Raw genomic sequence first — 19,566 nt, forward strand, 5'->3', positions numbered from 1 at the left:
TTGTCAACACTTAATTTTGTTAAACTTGAAAGTTTTTAAAACTAAGTTTTACTCGACTCACTGAGTAGCTCGTGCCTCGCTATGCGTTGCGCTCTGCCGTCTCAGTGGGGTCGCATTATAGGGAGAACGGATTTTTACGCAAGCGTTTTTTAATAAAAACTATAAATAAAAGCTCTTTCGTGCATTTTTCACTCTAAAGAGCCAAAAGCAGTACAAAAAACAAACCAAACCTATAAGCAAAGCCCAGTTTGTTTTAAATATAACGATGTATAAAACGCAAAAAGCACCTATAAGGTGCTTTTAAGTTAATTTATTAACTGCGCGTATTAATACAAAATACTATAAAGCTTTCTTCTGTATTTTGCTGCAAGTGCATCTCCATCTGGTAGAGAAGCGATAATTGCTAAAAAGCTTGCTTTAGCGTCATTAAAGTTAAGATCCTTTTTAAGTACGCTGAAGAGTGTTTCGAGTGCTTCTTCTTTTCGTCCTGCATCATTTAGCAATTGGCTTAGCTCTATTTTCAGGTCTAAGTCATTTGGGTACTTTTCTACTTGAGATTGCTTTTCTTTTATCTCTGGCGAGTCGGTAGCTTCTAGAGCCGCTTCGCATTTAGCTTTTATATTATGAAAATAAGCATCTTGCTCTTGGGCGTCAATTGTATCAATGAGTGCTTGCGCATCATCTAACTTGTGTATTTGAATGCATATATCGGCTAACACAAGCTTTATACGTGCGTTTGCACTGTCTATTTCATACGCTTGCTTTGCGTAATTAAATGCAGCATTTAGATCCGACTTTAATAATGCTTGTTTTGCTTGTTCAAGAAGTAGGTCCTGTTGCGCTGGTAAATGCTTACTCAGGGCTTCGCGAATTTGCGTGTCTGTTTGTGCACCCGCTAATAAATCTACTGGAGCTGAATCTTTTAACAACACAAGTGTAGGTAAGGTTTGCAAGCCAACCTGCTGCGCTAATTGCGAGGCGAGTGCTTGTTCTGCGTCACAATCAAGATTAGCCACTACAATATGGTCTTTATATTGCGTAGCTAAATTTTCTAATATACCGATTTGGCTAATACACTCAGGACTTTGTGGTGAGTGGAAGTTAAGCAGCACCAACTTTTGTTGTGATGTTTCACCGAGTACTTGCTGAAGGTTTTGTGCGTTGATACTAACTATGTTGCTCATTGAATTAATTGCCATATTCATTTATTTAGGTTTTTATATGGAGACGAACATAATAAATACAAGTATTAAATACTTTCAAATAATGAGGGAAAACATGAAAATCACCTATCTAGCTGCAGCATTAATGATAGCAAGCCCACTTACTTTCGCTAAGTCACTAAGCTTAGATTTAACTAAGAGTATGCCAGCTATTGAAAAGTTTTACCTCGACTTACATCAATCTCCAGAGCTTTCATATCACGAACAAGAAACTGGCCAAAAAATAGCATCGCAATTAATAAAACTTGGGTTTGACGTAACAGATAATGTGGGCGGCTATGGTGTGGTAGGGATTTATAAAAATGGCACCGGCCCTACAATAATGATTCGTACTGATACCGATGGCCTACCAATCACAGAGCAAACCGGTAAACCTTATGCATCTAAAGTACAAGTGACCAACGAGGATGGGAATAAAGTAGGTGTAATGCATGGCTGTGGCCACGATATACATATGAGCTCGTTTATTGGTACTGCTGAGCAACTTATTGCCCATAAAAATAAGTGGCAAGGAACGTTAATGATGGTTGCTCAACCTGCAGAAGAAGTTGGCGGTGGAGCAAAAGCCATGTTAAGTGAAGGCTTATTTAGTAAATATGCTAAGCCTGATCATGTTATTGCGCTGCATGTTAGTGCCAGCGTGCCTGCGGGTAAGGTATCAATGAAAAATGAATACACCATGGCAAGTGTTGATTCGGTAGATATAACTATAAAAGGTAAAGGCGGACACGGCGCCTACCCGCACACTACCGTAGACCCTGTAGTTATTGCGGCGCGTACGGTATTAGCATTACAAACAATCACAAGCCGCGAGCTTTCTCCACTTGAGCCTTCCGTTGTGACTGTGGGTTCTATTCATGGTGGCTCAAAGCATAATGTGATTTCCGATGAAGTAAAACTACAGCTTACGCTTAGAAGCTACAACCCAGAGGTACGGACGGCGCAAATAGCAGCAATAAAACGTATTACAGCGGGTATTGCTCAAAGTGCTGGCCTTACTGAGTCACACTACCCTGTTGTTCACGTTCATGAAGATGAATCTATTCCATCTACTTACAATAACCCTCAGCAAACTAATATTGTTAGGAGTGCTATTGCTGATGCAATTGGCGAAACTAATGTACTTGAGACAAAAGCGGTTATGGCTGGTGAAGATTTTGGACTGTACGGTAGAACTGATGAAAACATTCCTATTACGTTATTTTGGTTAGGTGGAGTAAACCAGCAGCAATATACAAATGCGATGAAAAGTAACCAAACACTTCCTTCATTACACTCAAGTAAATTTGCGCCAGATTATAAAGTAGCATTACCGACCGGTATAAAAGCCATGAGTAACGCTGCAGTCGCATTATTTAATAAAAAATAAGCCGTATTTGAGAGCTCAGCGATTAAGTGGTTGCTGAGCTCTTTTTATAATTTGATTTTTTAAATGGTGCTTTTTTACCACCCTTAGCAAAGCGCTTTTTAGTCGGTGTTTTAGGTAGCTTTGAAAATACATGGCTATCACAACTAGCTGCTTGCTGTACAAAACCTTCAAGCTCCACCAGCAGTGGTTGTAAAAATTGTTGGTAGCTCATTGCTTGTTGAGCAATGTTGCCTAAACTCGCCTCCCATTTAGCGGTCAAATCGGGGCTAGCTAAGCCCTCTGGTAAAACACTAATAAGTGCCAAGCCTGTTTGCGTTGCTTTAATTGATTTACCTTCGCGCTTTAAAAAACGACGCCTAAATAATAATTCAATAATGCCTGCGCGGGTTGCCTCTGTTCCTAACCCATCGGTCTCTTTGAGTATTTTTTTAATTTGTGAATCTTTTACATAACGACTAATGCCGGTCATGGCACTTAGCAATGTTGCATCAGTAAAATGAGACGGTGGCGTAGTGTGTTTTTCTACCACTTCACCTTTAGTGCAGTTAAGCGCCATGCCTTTTGTTAAATGAGGCAAGGTTGCTTCATCTTTTAGCTCGGCTTTGCCCATTAATACCTTAAATCCTAGGCTTACATCTTGCTTTGCATTGGCTTTAAATAAACCTCCCGCAATTGTTACCTCTACTTTAGTTTCGTTATAAATATAATCGGGGTAAAACTGAATTAGGTAATGCCTGCTAATAAGTTGATATACTTTTGCTTCATCAGGCGCCAAAGTCGCTGTTTTTAGTTGTTTAGCGGTAGGTACAATTGCATGGTGTGCAGCCACTTTTGCATCGTTAAAACATTTGCTGCGTTTTTTAGCGTCTGCCCCATTCACAAACTCAGTGTTTTGACCGCCATTAGCTGCAATTGCTTTTAAAATTGCAGGCGCATCTAAATGATGCTCTTTAGGCAAATAACGATTATCAGAACGAGGGTAAGTAATTAACTTATGGCGCTCATAGAGCGTTTGGCAAATATCGAGTACTTGCTGAGCTGCCATACCAAATGCCTTTGCAGCATCTATTTGCAGTGCCGATAAATTATAAGGCAGCGGCGCGCTTTGTTTTTTTTGTTTTTGTTCAAGTGCTGTAACCTCGCCGGGTTGATTCGCTATTCGCGAGGCGACGTTTTCGGCTAATGCATTATTTAAAACGCGTCCCTCTTCATCTTGGTACGGCTCGCAGGCTTTGCTTGGTACCCACTTGGCCACAAAGCTTTGCTGCTCAGGGGTTATTAAATGCGCCAACACTTCATAAAATGGTTTTGACACAAAGTTAGCTATTTCGTTATCCCGATTAACCACTAAACCCAAAATTGGGGTTTGTACGCGACCCACCGACAACACATTGCCAAAGCCTGCTTTTTGACCCGCCAGCGTATAAGCACGCGTAAGGTTCATACCAAATAGCCAATCTGCACGAGAACGCGCAAGCGCCGACACACTAAGCGGAATAAATTCACGATTTGAACGCATAGTCGTAAGCGCTTTTTTTACCGCCGCTAAATTTAAATCACTTATAAGTAAACGTTGAATGCTTTGCTTTTTGGTTTTACTTATTTTGGCTTGCTCTATGACTTCATCAACCAACAATTGGCCTTCGCGATCGGGATCGCCCGCATGCACGAGTACTGATGCCCGCTTAATTAGCTTTTTTAAAATAGTTAATTGTTTACGCGTTTTCGTTTTTGCCTTGAGCTGCCATTGTTCTGGCACTATGGGAAGGTGTTCAAATTGCCACTTTTTAAAACGCGCATCATAATCATCAGGTTCAGCTTGCTCTAGTAAGTGCCCTATACACCACGAGACACAGTCACCATTAGCCACTTCTATATAACCATCGTGTTTTTTATGTGGTTTTGGCAATGCATCAGCAATAGCTCTGCCAAGTGATGGCTTTTCTGCGATATAGAGTTTCATGGGAGTTGCTCATTAACTGTTTATATGAACAGTAGTTTAGCACAGCTATTTAGAAGGTGGAGCGCTTTCTATTTTTGAGGGGGAATTACTTTTTTTAGCGAAAAGCATAATTAAAGGTAAATAACACACTATGACGGTGCCAATGTTGATAAAGGGCATTAACGTTTTGTAAATAATGGTGCTGTAAGCTAAATCCCAAAGGTGACGGTCAACTAATCTGAATAATTGTAATATAGGTGCGCCAATAACCACTAACTGACCAATAACGCATTGCCATAAATAAACTTTATCTTTTATTCCCCAATAAGCTATTAACGCCATCCATATAATATCGGTAGCCGCCCAAACTAAATAACGATAGATATAAATATCGTCAAACTCTCTCAAGCTAGAGGCTGTTATCCCCCCAAAGAAGAAAAAAGCGACGGTCAGTAATGCAAACCTAAAGGCTAAGTAATCTTTAAATATAAAAAATATAAAAAGAGCCGGGCTTAGCATAAAGACCCAGCTTTTACTTAAAATACTAACGAAATACAAAAACCAATCAGGCAAAATGTTTTACCTTATTTTTCTTTTGTATCGTCGTCGGTACCATCACCATTACCTGGCATATCACAATATTTAATTATAACTTTCACAGCACATCCATTACATATGTTAAGGAAATGTACTTTAAGCTAAAATAATGAGCTTGCCAAGATACTTAGGCGATTAAGTACCTTAAAAAGAAACTTAATTAGAGAAATTAGCGCCCGCTACTAGCCTAGCGCACATCAATAGGGTCTGACTCTTTAGCCTTACCTTGTAAGATTGATATTTCTACTCGGCGATTTCTACGCCTATCTTCGTTTGAATCATTCGGAACAAGTGGACGAGTATCAGCACGCCCTACTACCATCATGCGGTTTTTATCAAACCCTTGTACCGTTTGTAATTCGCTTGCTACTGCTACTGCACGCTTTGACGATAAGTCCCAGTTATTAATATATAACTCGTTAGAAACCTGAAAATCATCGGTGTGACCCGATACCGTAATTTCACCAGGTACATCTTTTAACAACTCACCAATATCTTGAATTATGGGCTTAAACTTAGGTTGTAAAAAAGCACTGCCAGAGGGGAATGAGCCATTTTCACGGATACGAATAATGATTTGCTGCCCTAAAGATTCAAGCTCGATTGCACCGTCGATAATTTGTTTTTCGAGCTGTTGCGCTATTTTTTTCACTAACTCGTTAGTTTGTTCTTGATCGGCGGCTGAAGTTGCTTGCTCTGAAGATTGGTGCTGCGATGTACTACGTGACTCGCCACCGCGTTTATCGCCACGTTGCTCTTGTCTACCACCAGCTGAGCTTTCATCCCCCGCTTGAAACTCTAACATTTGCTGGGTCATTTCAACGGTTTGTTGCTGAATGGTTTCTATCGGGGTAGGTTCAGGCTTACCAGGGGTAAATTCCATAGCAATAACCGAGGTCCCTTTAGGGATATCTTTTACTTCTATTTTGTTTTGCACACCAAATGCAAACTTCATCGAGCCTGCTATTTGCTTAAATTTAAGTACATCCATTTCTGAAAACGCGAGCAAAAGTACAAAAAAGCACATTAAAAGCGACATTAAGTCGGCAAATGTTCCCATCCAAGCAGGCAGACCTGGGGGTGGGCATTTGCACTCTTGATCAGACATGGTTACTCCTCGGTATCTACTTTGCGCTTAGACTCAGCAAGGTAGTTTTTCAATATACCTTCAATTACTTTCGGGTTTTGACCATCTTGAATACCTAAAATAGCATCCAGTATTAGACGCTGATTCATGGCTTCTTCGTCTTTACGAAGCTCAAGTTTTACCTGAATAGGAATAGCCACTACATTTGCTAAAAATGCACCATATAAAGTAGTTAATAATGCCACCGCCATTGCGGGGCCAATGGCTTTAGGGTCATCCATGTTAGATAACATAGCAACTAAGCCTATTAACGTTCCTATCATACCCATTGCTGGGGCTATATCGGCAAGTGACTTAAATAAACCGGCGCCCAGTTCGTGACGAGTTGTGGTTAAAGAAATGTCTTTTTGAAGCGTGGCACGAACTACATCAGCATCGTGGCCATCAACGAGCATATCTACACCTTTGCGCATAAAAGGGTTTGGTATTTCGGCTTCTTCGAGGGCTAAAAACCCCCCTTTACGGGCTGAATCAGCAAGTTCAACTGCTTTTTCAATCAGCTCTTCTGGCGATTCGATTTTAAACATAAATGCTTTACCAACAACCTTACCTATGCCCAAAAACTGCGACAAGGTAAAGTTTGATAACACAATAAATAGTGAGCCACCAAATACAATTACACTAGAAGGCGCATCGGCAAACATCCCCATTTCACCGCTACTACTCATAAACATGGACATGACAATTAAACCAATTGCGCCAAGGATCCCAATTATGGTTGCTAAATCCACATTTCCTCCAAAGTATTATACTTTGTTATTCAAACTTTTATTATTAACTGCTTATCGGCAAGATACTGAAATACTTAAGCCATTTTTGAAAAAAGTGTAAAACACTGTGTTTGGCCTAATTTTAGATCAAGATACCCTACTCGCCTAGCGACTGATTAATTTTATTGTACACAGTGAGCCCTAATACGCATCCTATACATGGTAAAAATACGATTTAAACTGATATAACTCAAAAAACAACGATCATCCTTTGACCTAGTTTAGCATTCCCCCTAAAATTGGCTCCTAAATTTATCATGCTGGCTGAAATTAAACATGGCGACTAAAAAACCTGAAAACCTAAGTTTTGAACAAGCACTCGAAGAACTATCAACCATTGTCGGTGAAATGGAACAAGGTGATTTATCGCTTGAGCAGTCGTTAAAGCAATTTGAGCGTGGTATAGCCTTAGCTAACGCCTCAACGGGTAAGTTACAACAAGCAGAACAAAAAGTGTCTATTTTGATGGGTAATGACGAAAAAGCAGCGCTTACTTCATTTAACAACGATATGGAATAACCGTGAGCATACAAGAAAAAATAGAATGTGCTCAACAAGATGTCGTAAAGACCCTGCAACAGTACTTTGATCAACCCCTTGATACCGCACACACAGTAAAAGAAGCTACGCAGTACGGCTTATTTAACGGTGGCAAGCGTTTACGCCCCTTTTTAGTCTACGCAAGTGGTGAAATGCTCGGAGCTAATAAGCAAGATTTAGATATTCTTGCTGCTGCTATTGAGTGTATTCATAGCTACTCGTTGGTACACGATGATTTACCAGCCATGGATGATGACGACCTTCGCCGTGGACGCCCAACTTGCCATATAGAGTTTGACGATGCGCATGCAATTTTAGCAGGCGATGCACTACAAACATTAGCCTTTGAGCTTATCTCGGCTCACAATTTTACCTGCAGCGCATCAACACAAGTAAAAATGATCAGCGCACTGGCTAAAGCATCGGGGCTTGAAGGCATGGTAGGCGGGCAAGGGCTAGATATTGCAGCCACAGATAAAGTGATTACAGTACAACAGCTTGAACGAATTCATAAATTAAAAACGGGTGCCTTAATCAACTGTGCCATTACATTGGGTGCATTATGTAGCGAAAAAGCAGACAAACAAACCTTAGAAAACTTACGTGTTTTTGGGTATGCTATAGGGCTGGCATTTCAAGTGCACGACGACATTTTAGATGTTGAAGGTGACACATTTACTCTAGGTAAGCCACAAGGCTCTGATTTAGCTGCTAATAAAGCAACTTATCCGGCCCTATTAGGTATGCAAGGTGCCAAGCAAATGGCGCAAAATTTAATAGAGCAAGCGCATCAAGCATTAAACAAAATAGATGCTGATACCTCTACTCTAGCGGCGCTGGCAAACTACCTGATTAAACGTGACCATTGAGTGTTACATATACGTATTGCCATTTAGCACTGACATTATTACTCAACAGCGGTAACAACTAATAAGTTAGCACCGGTGTTAGCGAAGGATAAAATAAATACCATGACACTTGATAGTAGCAAGTATCCATTACTTAACTTGGTTGACGAACCAGCCCACTTACGCGATATAGCGCAAGATAAACTCCCTGCGTTTAGCAACGAGTTACGAGACTATTTACTCAACTCTGTTTCGCAAAGTAGCGGCCATTTAGCGTCTGGTTTAGGAACTGTTGAGCTTACCGTTGCTCTACATTATGTGTATAACACACCAGAAGATCGCCTTGTATGGGATGTAGGCCATCAAGCGTACCCGCATAAAATTTTAACGGGACGACGCGATTTAATGCATACAATTCGTCAAAAAGACGGATTACATCCATTCCCTTTTCGTGAAGAAAGCCAATACGATACCTTTAGCGTAGGCCATTCAAGTACCTCTATTTCGGCAGCACTTGGTATGTCTATTGCGGCTCAAAAAGAAGGCAAAGGCCGCAAAACTGTTGCCGTTATAGGCGATGGTGCCATTACAGCAGGTATGGCATTTGAAGCCATGAACCACTTAGGCGATGTAAAATCTGACATGTTAATCATTTTAAATGATAACGAAATGTCGATTTCTGAAAACGTCGGAGCGTTAACTAATCACTTTGCGCGTATTTTATCTGGCAGCTTTTACACAAACATTCGCGAAGGCAGTAAAAAGTTACTCTCTGGCGTGCCTCCTGTTAAAGAGCTTGCCAGTAAAGTAGAAGAGCACCTAAAAGGAATGGTTATTCCAGGTACCTTTTTTGAAGAACTAGGTCTTAATTACATTGGCCCAATTGATGGCCACGATGTAAATATGCTCGTAGATACACTGCGTAATATGCGTAATTTAAAAGGGCCTCAGCTTTTACATATAAAAACCCAAAAAGGAAAAGGCTATAAACCCGCAGAAGCTGATCCTATTGGCTATCACGGTGTGCCAAAGTTTGACCCTAATACATCAAGCTTACCTAAATCTAAACCTGGCGCCGCCACTTTCTCTAAGGTGTTTGGTGATTGGTTGTGTGATATGGCCGAGCAAGATAAAAAATTAATGGCTATTACGCCGGCAATGCGTGAAGGCTCAGGTATGGTGCGTTTTTCAAAAGAACACCCAGAGCAGTATTTTGATGTAGCCATAGCAGAGCAGCACGCTGTCACATTGGCCGCCGGTTTTGCCTGTGAAGGGTTAAAACCCGTTGTAGCTATTTACTCGAGCTTTTTACAACGTGCGTATGATCAACTTATCCATGATGTTGCACTGCAAAACTTACCTGTGCTTTTTGCTATAGACCGCGCTGGTATTGTAGGCGCCGACGGCGAAACACACCAAGGTGCGTACGACTTAAGCTTTATGCGCTGTATTCCAAACATGGTTATTATGGCCCCAAGTGATACTAACGAGTGCCGCCATATGCTTTATACCGGTTATAAGGCTAATTGCCCTGTAGCAGTTCGCTACCCTCGTGGTAGTGCCGGTACTGCCGATATTCAAAGCGAAATGACGCTACTGGAAATAGGCAAAGCCAATACCATTAAACAAGGCGCTAAAATTGCTATTTTATCCTTTGGTACTTTGCTTGAAAACGCGCAACTTGCTGCAAATGAGCTAGGTGCAACGCTAGTTAATATGCGCTTTATTAAGCCACTTGATACAAGTTTATTAGATGAGCTTAGCCAAACTCATGATGTAATAGTAACGCTTGAAGACAACGCTATTTGTGGTGGCGCAGGCTCAGCGGTTAATGAATATTTAGCAGCGCAAAAAGCCAACCTAAAAGTGCTTAACTTAGGTATTCCTGATGAATTTATTAAGCACGGCACACAAGCGCAAATGCACGATGAAATGGGTTTAGGCGAACAAGGCATTTTAAATTCAATAAAATCGTTTATCGCTTAATTATTTTTGCTAGCTAGTTTTTAAAGGGAGCCTGATGGCTCCTTTTTTGTTTTTTATTTTTAAATATTTGCATCCAATGTGTATTTCTACGCGTTATCTCTATGAGGTTAACACAGTAAATAGTACGTACTGAGGAGTATAAACAGGCACGTTATTTACTTTCATTTGATGGAATATTAAAAGGTAAAAATGATGAAAAAAGCTAATTTAACTCACCTTCATACACAAAACAGTTCACTTAAACGCCCCCTTTGTTTTTCAGCATTAGCGCTTGGGATAGTACTTGGTATTTCAGGGTGTAGCGGTGATGATGGAGAAAACGGTTTAGCCGGTACGCCGGGAGCAGATGGTCAAGATGGAAACGATGGCACAAACGGCAACCCCGGCTTTAGTGCAGCCACGTTTATTTTAGCTAATAACGGCGAGCAAAACGCAGGCACTGTTGATTTAATAAACCAGAACGCTGCCAAATTAAAAACCTTTAATACCACTGCAAATGAAGGCGTAGCCTTTGATAGCCTCGGTAATTTAATACAAGCAAGCGACAGCGAAAATGGTAGCGTTAAAACTATATGCCAACTTGCCAATCGCGATGATGGTGCAAGCTTTAGCACTAATCAAGACCGTGAAATTACAGGCCCTGCAACTACACTGGTTAATCCTAAGGGCATAGCGATTGCAAAAAATAGCGGGCTGATATTTATAGCTGATTTTGGTGCCATGCAAATTACCACATTTGGCAGTGCTGCAGCGGGAGATGCCGCGCCGCTTGCTACCACTGTTACCGAAGCCGCCCCGTGGGATGTTGATTATGACCACGTAAACGACCGACTTTATGTAGCACTTACCAACGGTGATGTCGCGGTTTACGATGATTTTGTAAGCGGTGAATTTACCGCTATGCCAAATCGTACTATTACACCAAGCGATGCCGATGGTGTGCAAATATCGGTAAATATTCACGGCATTGTTTATGATGAAACCACCAATAAACTTATCTTATCGGATGTTGGTAGCGCATCAGATGCTACCGATGGCGCGCTTTTTGTTATTAATAATGCCTCAACTGCGCAAGGTAATACATCTGTTGCACGCAGTATTTCAGGCCCTGCGACTATGCTAGGCAACCCTGTAGATATTACCCTTGAGGGTAGCGATTTACGTGTGGCCGAAAAATCAAACGATGCAATTTTAGTGTTTAGTAATATATTTGCCGGGGAAAGTGGCGATATAGCGCCCGATTTAAGTACTGCGTCTACTAAGCCAGAGTCAATTACTAACACGCTAACTCAAAGCTCAATGGCTGATATATCAGATAGTACTGAGCCTAATATGGCGCTATTAGGCGTAGCCGTATCCAGTAATCCAAGTACTGCGGGTGATACAACAGGCCAAATTAGCCGTTTAAATACAACATTAAGTAGCGAACTTGCAAGCTATAATGCAAGCCAAACGATAGAAAGCGTTAGCTTTGATAAAGCAGGTAATAGCTACGCAACATTCGATAATGCCAGTACAGGAATGGGCGGAATCGTCATCTCTACTAAAGTGGCTTATAACCGTGATGGCGAAACATTTAACGCCAGCCAAGATAGACTGATTTCAGGAAGCAATACAGGCCTTATTTCACCTAAAGGATTAGATATTGCCTCCGATAGTGGAATGATTTTTGTGGCTGAAAATAATGAAACCACGCCGAGCATTGCTATATTTTCAAGCTGTGGCACCGGCGATGTATCGCCTCTTATGACCTTAACTTTTGCCAATAATGCACGCCCGTGGGATGTTGATTACGACAGTAACACTGACCGCGCTTTTGTTGCGCTAACTAATGGCACTGTAGCGGTATTTGATCAAGTTAAAAATAAGCTACTAAGTGGCGAGACCACAATAAGTACAGAAGATAGATTAATTACACCTGCCAATAATTCACAAGCACTAGCAGGGCCTACCAATATTCATGGAATAGATTACGACTCATTAAGTGGTGCGTTAATACTTTCTGATGTAGGCAGCGCAGCCGTTGCTGACGATAGCAAAATTTATGTATTAAATAATACCGCAAATGCCTCGGGGTTAGTTAATATAAGCGCGACGATTAGCGGGCCCAATACATTATTAGGAAACCCTGTTGATATTATGTATAGCGGAACCGATTTATACGTTGCCGAAAAGTCTAACAACGTAGTTATGCGCTTTAATAATATTTTAAGTACCGCAGGGGGAGATATAAGTGCCGATGCAAGTATGGCATTTAGTGCTCCTGAATCAGTGGCTATTTTACCAGCGTGGCTAAACCAGTAATTAAATAGCGTTACCCTCACCATGCCTAGCCTACTTTTGTAGGTTGGGCATTATCGCATCCACACTTTAATATCTGCTAAGCCATTACTTTGTAAAATACCCAGCTGCTGATCTACATTCGAATTTTGCTCAAACTCAAACGCATCCAACTGTTTATCAAACGTAATATTTGCGACACCGTCACCACCGCGTTTTTTAACCTGATGAAGCGCTATATCGGCTAAGTTTATCGACGTTTCCCAGCTTATTACTTGCCCACCTAAAAGCGGCAGTGGGTAAAAAGACCACCCCAATGAAGCCGTAATATTGGTTGTTTTACCGTTTGGTAATTGAAACGAATTTAATGCGATTGCTTGGCATAAATCAGAGGCATAGCTGTCAATCATGTTGCACTTAAAATCGCGCAGCAATAATAAAAACTCATCCCCACTCCAGCGTGCTACATAGTCAGAGCCTTGGGTACGCGAATTAAGTAACGCTGCCATTTGTTGTAAGCAGCTATCTCCTGCTATTGGGCCATACGCATCGTTTATACGGCTAAAGTTATCAAAGTTGATAATAAGCAGTACAAGTGACTTACCTTGCGCTTGTAAAGACTGTGCATTACGTTGGAAGTGCTCAATATCTTTAGGGAGCTGATCAAACAAAAAGCGGCGGCTACGTAGCCCTGTAAGCTCATCTGAGTGACTAACTAGTTTAAGCTGTGAGTTTACTTGGCCTAATTTATCGTTAGCTTGGCGCAGCTCTAATGTACGCTCTGTTACCAGGGCTTCGAGTACTTCTTGCTTACGGCGCTCTTGCGCTCTAAATACCCAAAAAATAAAGTAAAACAGTAAAATAAAGCCACTAACAATTAGCAATCTAAAGTAAATAGTTTCGTCAAAGCGCTGCGGTACTACAAATGCATACTCGACAGTTTGCGCTCTGTCCCAATCTTCGCCTTGGCGTTTTGCCTCAAGCTCAAATAAAAATGACCCCGCCGGTAAATTTGTATAAATGGCTTCTCGGCGTGCATTAGCATAGCGCCAATCACTATCTAACCCACTTAACTTATATCTAAACTCAATACTATTTGGCGCATAATAATCGATGGCGGTGTACTTTAACGTTATGTCGCGCTCGTCAGTATCTAGTAAAGGCTTTTCGCCCAATGCTGCGGTAGTTAACGCGCGCAGTGGTGTGGTCAGTGTTTCTACTTTAGGCTTTAATACATTTAGGCCAAATAGCTCGGTATTTTTAGGTATTTCTACAATGCCTTGTAAGCTTGGGTACCAAATTGAATAATCGGTCATGGCAACGGCATCGTGTCCTAAACCGTTACAACACTGGCTTGCTTTACCATCGAGCTGCCTATCAAAAGAAGAAATAACCTCTTCCACTTTTAAGCTCGACACCTCTGATTTAAATTGCGCTACTGGCATACGGTAAACACCTTTCATGGTACTTACCCATACACGCTTATAGGTTTCGTCATACTCTAGGCTAAAAATAGAGCCATAGGGTAAGCCGTTGGCTGCATCTAACTGTCGCCAATGCCCTTGTAAACTTCTGTAAAATAAGCCGTCATTAAGCGAGCCAATTAAAATACCTACACCATCTATATGTAATACGCTGGTGATGTATGCACTTTCGAGCGAAGTTTGGTCACCTATTTTTTCAATGCCACGGTCAGTAAAGTAATACGCCCCTTTACTGGTCCCTATTACACCAAAGTTTGCTTTATCGAGCACATACGTTATAAATTTACTGCCTAAAAAGGCATTGTATGCAAAGGGTGTTAACCCGCCATAACTTAGCCTATACAAGCCACGCCCTGTACCTATCCAAAAACCACCTTTGCTTGATGGGCTAATAGCGAATACCGGATTGTCGCGCAGGGCTCTGCCAGGAAAACTGTATAGTTTATCTTGCTCGTAAAAAAACAGCCCTCGTCCGGTCGCTATATATAAACGCGACCCATCAAACTGTAAGTCGTGTACTGTTGCACGGCCAAATTGCGCACTGGGTATTTTATTGACAAAGTTTTTATTTAAATCGAAATACCCAATACCACTTTTATTTGCCACCCATAAATTACCATCGGGCGCTTGGCTGATTGCCATAACGGCCTCTGTCATTTGCGATAAAGCAGAGTGGCGTTCTATACGCCCTTCGTGTGCAAGCCATAAGCCTTCGCTAAAACTTGCAAGCCAAATATTATTTTGGCTATCGCGGTAAATATCGGCAAACCAAATACTTTGATCTAGCTGACTTGGCTCAACCCATTGCCACTCACCCGACTTAGCTCTAAAAAGCAGTCGTCCATACGTAGAAACCCATAAGCCACCATTGGTGTCGCTCATAAATTTATACACAGCTGAGTTATTCGCATTCGGTAGCGGAAAAGGTCTTAGCTCATCGTCTAAATCTAAAAAGTAGGCACCCAGTTCAGAGGCTAAATATAAATTACCATTTAAAAAAGACAGATCATGAACAATGGTTTGTGCTAACCGCTCAGGCAATGACACCTTAGCTGTTAATTCTAACCTGAGTTTTGAAAAATCAGAGGCGCTTTTAGTTAAGCGTAGTAAATGACGGTCGTTGACAAGCCAAATCCCCTCTGGAGAAAGCGCCATTTGACTAACCGACCCCACTATTTGGGTGATCACAGTAGCATTTACAATAGGAACGAGTTCGTTCGCTTTATCACGTAAATCAACTTGGTTGCGGTCTACATAATAAAGCCCATTAGCTGCTATCCAAATGCTGCCCTTGGCATCTTCTAATATGTCTCTAACTGGGCCTTTAATATTAAATTCTTGTGCGGCAAGCGTTTGCGGGTTTATGACCACCAAGCCACTTTTAGTGCCCACCCACAGATAGCCATTACTATCTATGAGCAGTTTATTAATACCATTGCTTGGCAAAAAAGGACTATTTTGTGTGTTGTAATTAGTGAAAGTTGTGCCGTCAAAGCGACTAAGACCAAATTGCGTTCCGACCCACATATAGCCTTGCTGATCTTGCACAACACTTTTGAGCGATTGTGAGGGCAAGCCATCTTTGATATTCCATTGCTTAACAACGTAATCAGTAATAGAAGCCCAACTTGGCATGGCACACAACATAAGTACACATACCAGTAAAAATCGCATCATTTCGCTGCCACCTAGTTAAACAAATAAAACACAAAAATTAAAAGGGTAGTAAACCTGCTTTTATTAACGCTTGCAAACAAATAAGCGAAAAAATACCGGCAAGTACATCATCGGCCATTATACCCACGCCGCCGTCCATTCGCTTATCGAGCGTTTTGATCGGGCCTGGTTTGGCAATATCAAAAAATCTAAATAATAAAAAGCCTACAAGTAAGGTTTGCCAACTAAGCGCTGCGCTAATCATCGTGATGTAATAACCCGCAACTTCATCCCACACTATAGCTGGGTGGTCGTGCACACCTAAATCATCGGCGGTTTTGCCACACGCCCAAATACCAAAAATACTAATAACCACGGCAAACACGATTTGTAGCCATAGCGGAAAATACATGGTCATAAAAATAAATGGTAAAGCAGCAAATGTACCAAAGGTGCCTGGCGCAACAGGCGCAAGGCCAGTGCCAAACCCTAGGCCAAATAACTGGTGCGGGCGCTTTAAATTAAACTGTTTTTTGCTAGTCAAACCTGCTCCTTGGCAAAGTGCTCAAAGCCCTGTTGCTCAAAATTAAATTTTTCACCGTGGTGTAAAAGCTCAATGTGCCCTTCGCCACTTTTTATTTGCCCTATGCACGTTGCTTCTACGCCGTATTGACGTAATTTAAGCTCCAACATGCTTTTATTATCTTCAGAGACAGTAAAAAGTAATTCGTAGTCATCGCCATAGCCTAAAATATACGGCAATTGCGCCTCAAAGCTCAGGCTTGAACGCATAGCGTCTGAGGTTGGGATGTTTTCAATATTTATACTGGCGCTGACTTGTGACATATCAAGTATGTGGCTTAAATCCGCCATAAGGCCATCAGACACATCAATAGCTGATGAAGCAAGGCCACGTAATACTTGCCCTGCAGCCACCCGTGGAGTGGGGTAATCAAAGCGGCTATTTATGTACTTTAAGTGCTCAGGCTCAATACTTAGGCCACGCTTGCGAGATTCAATAGCCAAGCCTGCATCACCTAGCGTGCCGGTTACACATACCCAGTCGCCCACTTTAGCACCTGCACGGCGTAAAGCTTTGCCCTCTGGCACAGTGCCTTTAGCGCATATAGTAACTGTTAAAGGGCCCTGCGTAGTATCGCCACCAATTATTTGTACATTAAAGTACTCAGCAATTTCGTGCATTCCCTCAGTAAATTCTTCAATCCACTGCTGGTTAATATTTGGTAGGGTTAATGCCACCGACACCCAAGTAGGCTCAGCCCCCATGGCTGCTAAATCACTTAGATTTACGGCCAGTGCTCGGTGTCCTAATGCTCGGGGGGAAATGTCATCAAAAAAATGAACACCTGATACAAGCGTATCAGTTGTTACTGCAAGTTGGCAGTTTTGCGGAACGGTAACTAATGCACAGTCGTCCCCTATTCCTAGGCTTACATCACGACGAGTTATACCACGACCTTTAAAGTAGCGGTTTATTAATTCAAATTCCTTCATACACAAAAAAGCCGACCTATGCCGGCTCTCCTTTTTAACGTGTACTAACTGTTAAAGCTAAGCTCTTTAGCAGAGCGCTTTAGCAAGGTTAGTATTACTTGCGTAAATGCTTAACAGCTTTATCAAGTACACCGTTTACAAATTTATGGCTGTCTTCAGCGCCAAATATTTTAGCAAGCTCAATGCCTTCATTGATTGCTACTTTGTATGGCACATCTTCACGGAATTTAAGCTCATACGCGCTTAAACGTAAAATTGCACGCTCTACCATATCTAAATCATCAAATGGACGTGTTAAATGCGGAGATACAGCTTCATCTAGTTGCTTATAATTAACGGCAACGCCACGCGCTAAATCTTTAAAGTATTCAACATCAATTTTAGTCACGTCGTTTTCGATCAACATTTGTTGTTCGATATCGGCAATTAAATTGCCACTTAATTGCCAAGAATAAACGGCTTGAAGTGCTAAGATACGTGCTTTACGTCTTGCTGCTGGTTTCACAAAAATTCCTTAAACTTAAATTTTATCTAACACATTAACCATTTCAAGCGCGCCTAATGCCGCTTCGCCGCCTTTGTTACCCATTTTGGTACCAGCGCGTTCAATTGCTTGTTCAATGCTTTCTGTGGTTAATACGCCAAATGCAACCGGGATATCATACTCAAGCGATACATTTGCAAGGCCTTTGTTAGATTCGCCAGCAACGAGGTCAAAGTGTGGTGTACCACCTCTGATCACTACGCCTAATGCGATGATTGCATCATACTCTTTTTTTGCCGCAATGCGTTTTGCCGCTAAAGGTAACTCTACTGCACCGGGTACATACACAACGGTAATGTCATCATCGGCTACGCCACCAGTACGCTTTAGCTCATCAACAGCACCTTCTAGTAGGCTGCTACCAATAAAATCGTTAAAACGAGAAATAACAATAGCGAATTTTTTGCCTGGAGCGTACTTATTACCTTCAATAATTTTCATTTGATAACCCTAAAAATATGTTCAAGCGGTTGCGATTGCGCAAAAATTGCTGCGCATCATACCATAAAAATAAAAAAATAGACTAGTTAAAAGCTGAGCCCTTATTGTGGCTCAACGTAATCAACCACTTCTAAATGAAAGCCCGAAAGTGCATGGTACTTTTTAGGGCGACTCATTAAGCGCATTTGCTTAATACCTAAATCAGCCAGTATTTGCGAGCCCACACCAACGGTACGCGATGTACCTTTAAATTTACGCGGCGTAACATTTTCGCCAGCATCGGCAGCAGCAAATGCTTTTACTGTGGCCTCTAGCTCTTCGGTGCTTTCTTGTTTACCTAAAATAACCAGTGCACCGTTATTTTCTGCAATGTAAGCCATTGCATCAGAAAGCCCCCAACTACGGTCCGCACTTCTGTCTGAAAGCAAAATGTCGTTAAAGGTACTTTGTAAGTGCACGCGCACAAGCGTTGGTTCTTGCTCTTTAATTTCGCCTTTTAGCAATACGTAGTGCAGTTGGCCGTCAATCGTATCTTTGTAGGTTACTAAATCAAACTCACCGTGCTCAGTAGGTAATTTACACTTAGCCACCTGCTCTATGGTGGTTTCGTTAAGGTTTCGGTATTCAATTAAATCTGCAATTGTGCCAATTTTAATACCATGCTCTTTAGCAAATACTTCTAAATCAGGGCGGCGCGCCATAGTGCCATCGGCATTGAGGATTTCTACAATAACTGATGAGGCTTCAAGGCCGGCTAAACGTGCCAAATCACACCCAGCTTCGGTGTGGCCTGCGCGCGTTAACACGCCACCTGGCTGTGCCATAATAGGAAAAATATGTCCAGGCTGTACGATATCGCTTGGTACGGCGCCTTTTGCAATTGCCGCTTGAACTGTACGCGCTCTATCGGCTGCAGATATACCCGTTGTTACGCCTTTGGCAGCTTCAATCGACATAGTAAAGTTAGTAGAAAACGCTGCGCCATTGTTTTTAACCATTAACGGTAAATCAAGTTGCTCACAACGCTCTTGCGTCATAGTTAAACAAATTAAGCCACGGCCATGAGTGGCCATAAAGTTAATTGCTTCGGCGCTAATGTGCTCTGCTGCAATGATTAAATCACCTTCGTTTTCTCTGTCTTCGTCATCCATTAAAATAACCATTTTACCGGCTTTAATGTCGTCGATGATTTCTTGTGCGCTGTGTAAATTCATAAATTTGCTC

Annotated in this window: 16 protein-coding genes; 5 read left to right on the forward strand and 11 right to left on the reverse strand. The window is 41.7% G+C overall.

The annotated features are described in order from the left end of the window. Positions 1 to 326: 326 nt before the first annotated feature. Positions 327 to 1,184: a tetratricopeptide repeat protein gene (locus NQT65_RS11560; protein WP_126006130.1), complete on the reverse strand. Its 858-nt coding sequence runs from the start codon at positions 1,182 to 1,184 to the stop codon at positions 327 to 329. A gap of 94 nt (positions 1,185 to 1,278) precedes the next feature. On the opposite strand from NQT65_RS11560, the gene NQT65_RS11565 reads away from it, so the two are divergent. Next, positions 1,279 to 2,592, forward strand: a complete 1,314-nt coding sequence (locus NQT65_RS11565) for a M20 metallopeptidase family protein (RefSeq protein WP_256851229.1) — start codon at positions 1,279 to 1,281, stop codon at positions 2,590 to 2,592. 22 nt (positions 2,593 to 2,614) lie between these two features. Here NQT65_RS11565 and NQT65_RS11570 read toward each other — a convergent pair whose 3' ends face one another. From NQT65_RS11570 to pomA, 4 genes are all read right to left on the reverse strand, one after another. Beyond that, positions 2,615 to 4,555 carry a DNA topoisomerase III gene (locus tag NQT65_RS11570; protein WP_256851230.1) on the reverse strand — a complete coding sequence of 647 codons (1,941 nt, stop codon included), beginning with the start codon at positions 4,553 to 4,555 and terminating at the stop codon, positions 2,615 to 2,617. 45 nt (positions 4,556 to 4,600) lie between these two features. Next, a complete protein-coding gene (locus NQT65_RS11575) occupies positions 4,601 to 5,107 on the reverse strand; it encodes a hypothetical protein (RefSeq protein ID WP_031289574.1) in 507 nt (168 codons plus the stop codon). Positions 5,108 to 5,318: 211 nt separating this feature from the next. Continuing rightward, positions 5,319 to 6,239 carry a flagellar motor protein MotB gene (locus NQT65_RS11580; RefSeq protein WP_256851231.1) on the reverse strand — a complete coding sequence of 307 codons (921 nt, stop codon included), beginning with the start codon at positions 6,237 to 6,239 and terminating at the stop codon, positions 5,319 to 5,321. Between the two features lie 2 nt (positions 6,240 to 6,241). Continuing rightward, positions 6,242 to 7,009, reverse strand: coding sequence for a flagellar motor protein PomA (gene pomA, locus NQT65_RS11585; RefSeq protein ID WP_004586874.1), 768 nt, complete (start codon positions 7,007 to 7,009; stop codon positions 6,242 to 6,244). Between the two features lie 315 nt (positions 7,010 to 7,324). On the opposite strand from pomA, the gene NQT65_RS11590 reads away from it, so the two are divergent. The 4 genes from NQT65_RS11590 to NQT65_RS11605 all read left to right on the forward strand — a co-directional run bounded on the left by NQT65_RS11590 (position 7,325) and on the right by NQT65_RS11605 (position 12,726). Further along, positions 7,325 to 7,567 carry an exodeoxyribonuclease VII small subunit gene (locus NQT65_RS11590; RefSeq protein WP_004586873.1) on the forward strand — a complete coding sequence of 81 codons (243 nt, stop codon included), beginning with the start codon at positions 7,325 to 7,327 and terminating at the stop codon, positions 7,565 to 7,567. Positions 7,568 to 7,569: 2 nt separating this feature from the next. Beyond that, positions 7,570 to 8,457, forward strand: a complete 888-nt coding sequence (gene ispA / locus NQT65_RS11595) for a (2E,6E)-farnesyl diphosphate synthase (RefSeq protein WP_126006121.1) — start codon at positions 7,570 to 7,572, stop codon at positions 8,455 to 8,457. Positions 8,458 to 8,559: 102 nt separating this feature from the next. Further along, entirely contained in the window at positions 8,560 to 10,422 is a 1,863-nt protein-coding gene (dxs, locus tag NQT65_RS11600; RefSeq protein WP_029773765.1) for a 1-deoxy-D-xylulose-5-phosphate synthase, read from the forward strand. A gap of 192 nt (positions 10,423 to 10,614) precedes the next feature. Continuing rightward, a complete protein-coding gene (locus tag NQT65_RS11605; protein WP_256851343.1) occupies positions 10,615 to 12,726 on the forward strand; it encodes a hypothetical protein in 2,112 nt (703 codons plus the stop codon). 50 nt (positions 12,727 to 12,776) lie between these two features. Here the strand turns inward: NQT65_RS11605 and NQT65_RS11610 are convergent, their stop codons facing one another. The 6 genes from NQT65_RS11610 to ribBA all read right to left on the reverse strand — a co-directional run bounded on the left by NQT65_RS11610 (position 12,777) and on the right by ribBA (position 19,556). Further along, a complete protein-coding gene (locus tag NQT65_RS11610) occupies positions 12,777 to 15,863 on the reverse strand; it encodes a ligand-binding sensor domain-containing diguanylate cyclase (RefSeq protein WP_029773767.1) in 3,087 nt (1,028 codons plus the stop codon). A gap of 37 nt (positions 15,864 to 15,900) precedes the next feature. Next, positions 15,901 to 16,386: a phosphatidylglycerophosphatase A family protein gene (locus tag NQT65_RS11615; protein ID WP_256851232.1), complete on the reverse strand. Its 486-nt coding sequence runs from the start codon at positions 16,384 to 16,386 to the stop codon at positions 15,901 to 15,903. After that, a complete protein-coding gene (gene thiL / locus NQT65_RS11620; RefSeq protein WP_054983488.1) occupies positions 16,383 to 17,357 on the reverse strand; it encodes a thiamine-phosphate kinase in 975 nt (324 codons plus the stop codon). The genes NQT65_RS11615 and thiL overlap by 4 nt, the downstream gene beginning before the upstream one ends. Positions 17,358 to 17,451: 94 nt before the next feature. Then, positions 17,452 to 17,862 (reverse strand): transcription antitermination factor NusB, encoded by a 411-nt coding sequence (gene nusB / locus NQT65_RS11625; protein ID WP_004586866.1) that lies wholly within the window; start codon positions 17,860 to 17,862, stop codon positions 17,452 to 17,454. Positions 17,863 to 17,877: 15 nt separating this feature from the next. Further along, the gene (ribH, locus tag NQT65_RS11630) at positions 17,878 to 18,342 is read right to left on the reverse strand and encodes a 6,7-dimethyl-8-ribityllumazine synthase (RefSeq protein ID WP_004586865.1); all 465 of its coding nucleotides are present in this window, start codon (positions 18,340 to 18,342) and stop codon (positions 17,878 to 17,880) included. 101 nt (positions 18,343 to 18,443) lie between these two features. Continuing rightward, positions 18,444 to 19,556 carry a bifunctional 3,4-dihydroxy-2-butanone-4-phosphate synthase/GTP cyclohydrolase II gene (ribBA, locus tag NQT65_RS11635; protein WP_055254705.1) on the reverse strand — a complete coding sequence of 371 codons (1,113 nt, stop codon included), beginning with the start codon at positions 19,554 to 19,556 and terminating at the stop codon, positions 18,444 to 18,446. Positions 19,557 to 19,566 lie beyond the last annotated feature (10 nt).

The organism is Pseudoalteromonas agarivorans, assembly GCF_024518735.1.
Lineage (GTDB): Bacteria > Pseudomonadota > Gammaproteobacteria > Enterobacterales > Alteromonadaceae > Pseudoalteromonas > Pseudoalteromonas atlantica.